Raw genomic sequence first — 3,398 nt, forward strand, 5'->3', positions numbered from 1 at the left:
AAACCAATCATATCCGCAATATCTTTTAGAATCATTGGTTTTAACTTAGATTCTTCACCTTCCAAAAAGTATTCTCGTTGAAAATACATAATGGCATTCATCGTAACAAATAAGGTTTCTTGACGTTGTTTTATGGCGTCAATAAACCATTTGGCAGAATCCAATTTTTGTTTGATAAACTGCACCGCATCTTTCTGTGAATTAGACTTGTCGCTGGAAACTTTATATGTTTGCAACATTTCTTGATAGTCTTTAGATACGTGTAATTCTGGCGCGTTTCTTCCGTTCAAAAGTAATTCTAATTCGCCATCTACAATACGAATGGTAAAATCAGGAACTACGTGTTCTACAATCCTACTATTGCTATCGTAACTGCCACCCGGTTTTGGATTTAATTTTTCTATTTCTTCAATCGCTTTTTTTAATTGGTCTTTGGAACAATCAAATTTTTGCAATAATTTATCGTAATGCTTTTTAGTAAACGCGTCAAATTGTTTGTCTATTAAAGCAATAGCTAAATTAACCGATTCCGTTGGGGTTTTGTGTTTTAATTGAATCAATAAACATTCTTGTAAATCCCTTGCGCCTACTCCAGAAGGTTCTAACTGTTGCACAATATGCAATACTTTTTCAACTGATTTTTCATCGGTATAGACCCCTTGTGTAAACGCCATATCATCTACAATATCCTGAATGGTTCTTCTGATATAGCCAGAATCTTCAATGCTTCCTACTAAAAATTCAGCAATTTCTCTATCATTTTCTGAAAGAATAAACGTGTTTAATTGATTAATTAAATCTTGATGAAAACTAATTTGAGCCGCCATAGGCAACGTTCGGTCTTCATCGTCATCGCTATAATTATTGCTTTGATATTTATAATCTGGCGTATCGTCGTTGCTTAAATATTCATCAATATTAATGTCGCCAGTATCTATTTGGTCGTTATCGTAATCATCATAACCATCCTCATCATTTGAAGAATCATTATAATCATCTAACGATTCGTTATTGTCGTCTAAACTTCCTTCTAAAGCAGGATTTTCAACCATTTCCTCTTGCAAACGTTGTTCAAAAGCTTGCGTAGGCAATTGAATCAACTTCATCAACTGAATTTGTTGAGGCGATAATTTTTGCGATAATTTGAAATTTAAACTGTGTTTTAACATTATATCTTGCTTTAAGCTTTATGCATTATGCTTTAAGCCTATTGCCTATTGCCTAATGCCTAATGCCTTATTAAAACTCTGCGTTATCTGGCGTTCTTGGGAAAGGAATTACGTCTCGAATGTTTGTCATACCTGTAACAAACAACACCAATCTTTCAAAGCCTAATCCGAAACCTGAATGCACCGCTGAACCAAATCTACGAGTGTCTAAATACCACCATAATTCTTCTTCATCAATACCTAAGGCTTTCATTTTTTCGATTAAAACATCCAAACGCTCTTCACGTTGAGAACCTCCAACAATTTCTCCAATGCCTGGAAATAAGATATCCATAGCTCGTACGGTTTCTTTTCCTGGTTCGGTTCCGTCATTTAATCGCATATAAAAAGCTTTAATTTTGGCAGGATAATCGAATAAAATTACGGGACATTTGAAATGTTTTTCTACTAAGAAACGTTCGTGTTCTGATTGCAAATCTGCACCCCACTCGTCAATTAAATATTGGAATTTTTTATTTTTATTTGGTTTCGAATTTTTAAGAATATCAATAGCTTCGGTATACGAAACACGCTTGAAATTATTTTCTAAAACGAAATTTAATTTTTCTAACAAAGCCATTTCGCTACGTTCCGCTTGTGGTTTGTTTTTTTCTTCTTCTAATAAACGATTTTCTAAAAACTTTAAATCTTCAGGACATTTATCTAACGTATATTTAATTACATTTTGAATAAAATCTTCCGCTAAATCCATATTCGCAGCCAAATCATTAAAAGCTACTTCTGGTTCAATCATCCAAAATTCGGCTAAGTGACGTGATGTATTAGAATTTTCCGCACGAAATGTAGGTCCAAAAGTATATACTTGACCTAAAGACATCGCATACGTTTCTGCTTCTAATTGCCCAGATACGGTAAGATTCGTTTGTTTTCCGAAAAAATCTTCTTTGTAATTTACTTTTCCGTCTTCAGTTCTTGGCGTATTATCAAAAGGTAAAGCGGAAACTTGAAACATTTCTCCAGCACCTTCAGCATCAGAACCTGTAATAATTGGTGTATTTACATACACAAATCCTTTTTCTTGAAAATATTTATGTACCGCGAAAGACAACGTAGAGCGAACACGCATAATGGCACCAAACATATTGGTTCGGGTACGCAAGTGAGCATTTTCTCTTAAAAAGTCTAAACTTGGTTTGTTTTTAGGTTGTATTGGGAATTTTTCCGCATCAGAATCGCCTAAAATTTCAAGTTTTGCTACTTGAATTTCAACTTTTTGTCCAGCACCTTGACTTTCTACTAAAGTTCCAGTCACAGAAATTGCAGCACCTGTAGTAATTCGTTTTAAGGTTTCTTCAGGTGTGTTTTCAAAATCAACCACACACTGAATATTATTAAGTGTTGAACCGTCATTTAGCGCAATAAATTGATTGTTTCTAAACGTTCTTACCCAACCTTTTGCGTTTACTTCTTGTAACGTTTTTGTGTTTTCTAATAAATCTATAATTCTGATGTGCTTCATAATCTCCAAATGTTCATTTAAAATGCAAATATAGGGCGAATTTTTGAGTTTTAGAAATGCGAATTTTAGATAAATTTATAATTAAAATTAGGTAGTATTTTATATATTTGTCTCTAAATAAATATTAAAATTATGGATATCGCAACAAGAAAATATAATTTTATACAAGAAGTTTTTTCAATAGAGAATGAAACATTTGAAAAATTAGAAAAAATTTTAAAAAAAGAAAAAGCTGGTAAAGCCAATATCCCTTTGGAGCATAAAATCGAATTAGAAAAACGTTTGGATGCTTATAAAAAAGACCCTGATAACGTTTTAAGTTGGTCAGATGTAAAGGAAAAATGGTAATGAAATATGCATTAAAATTACTCCCAATCGTATATAAAGATTTGCAAAAAGCAAAAAAATGGTACACCACAATTAAAGCAGGTTTAGGAGAAGATTTTAGAAACAAAATAAACCAGGAATTCGAATATATAAATCAATATCCAAAGCATTATCAAAAAAAACATATGGACATTAGACAAGGATTTGTTTCCCGATTTCCATATACCATTTACTACATAATTGAAGAAAACAAAAAAACGATTTTAATAATTGGTGTTTTAGCGCAAAAACAAAGTTTTGAAAAAATTGCCAAGAGAATGTAAACCGCTTTATAAAAGCGGTTTTTTATTTCAATTTTTCACTAATTTTACAAAATGATATTA

General features: G+C 32.1%; 4 protein-coding genes. 2 read left to right on the plus strand and 2 right to left on the minus strand.

The window, feature by feature from the left end; genetic code table 11:
* Positions 1 to 1,169: RNA polymerase sigma-54 factor (locus KA468_RS10955; RefSeq protein WP_291242968.1), on the minus strand; the 1,169-nt coding region annotated here is incomplete at its 3' end.
* Between the two features lie 70 nt (positions 1,170 to 1,239).
* On the minus strand, positions 1,240 to 2,688 hold the full coding sequence (asnS, locus tag KA468_RS10960; RefSeq protein WP_291242969.1) for an asparagine--tRNA ligase: 1,449 nt from the start codon (positions 2,686 to 2,688) through the stop codon (positions 1,240 to 1,242).
* A gap of 132 nt (positions 2,689 to 2,820) precedes the next feature.
* On the opposite strand from asnS, the gene KA468_RS10965 reads away from it, so the two are divergent.
* Both KA468_RS10965 and KA468_RS10970 read left to right on the plus strand, forming a co-directional pair.
* Positions 2,821 to 3,036 (plus strand): addiction module protein, encoded by a 216-nt coding sequence (locus KA468_RS10965; protein WP_291242970.1) that lies wholly within the window; start codon positions 2,821 to 2,823, stop codon positions 3,034 to 3,036.
* Positions 3,036 to 3,338 (plus strand): type II toxin-antitoxin system RelE/ParE family toxin, encoded by a 303-nt coding sequence (locus tag KA468_RS10970; protein WP_291242971.1) that lies wholly within the window; start codon positions 3,036 to 3,038, stop codon positions 3,336 to 3,338. Before KA468_RS10965 ends, KA468_RS10970 begins: the two co-directional genes overlap by 1 nt.
* Positions 3,339 to 3,398 lie beyond the last annotated feature (60 nt).

Source organism: Flavobacterium sp. (assembly GCF_017985075.1).
Taxonomy (GTDB): Bacteria; Bacteroidota; Bacteroidia; order Flavobacteriales; family Flavobacteriaceae; genus Flavobacterium.

Bases quoted from the DNA above. Each gene is read 5' to 3' on its own strand.
- asnS (WP_291242969.1), bottom strand. From the start codon at position 2,688: ATGAAGCACATCAGAATTATAGATTTATTAGAAAACACAAAAACGTTA.
- KA468_RS10965 (WP_291242970.1), top strand. From the start codon at position 2,821: ATGGATATCGCAACAAGAAAATATAATTTTATACAAGAAGTTTTTTCA.
- KA468_RS10970 (WP_291242971.1), top strand. From the start codon at position 3,036: ATGAAATATGCATTAAAATTACTCCCAATCGTATATAAAGATTTGCAA.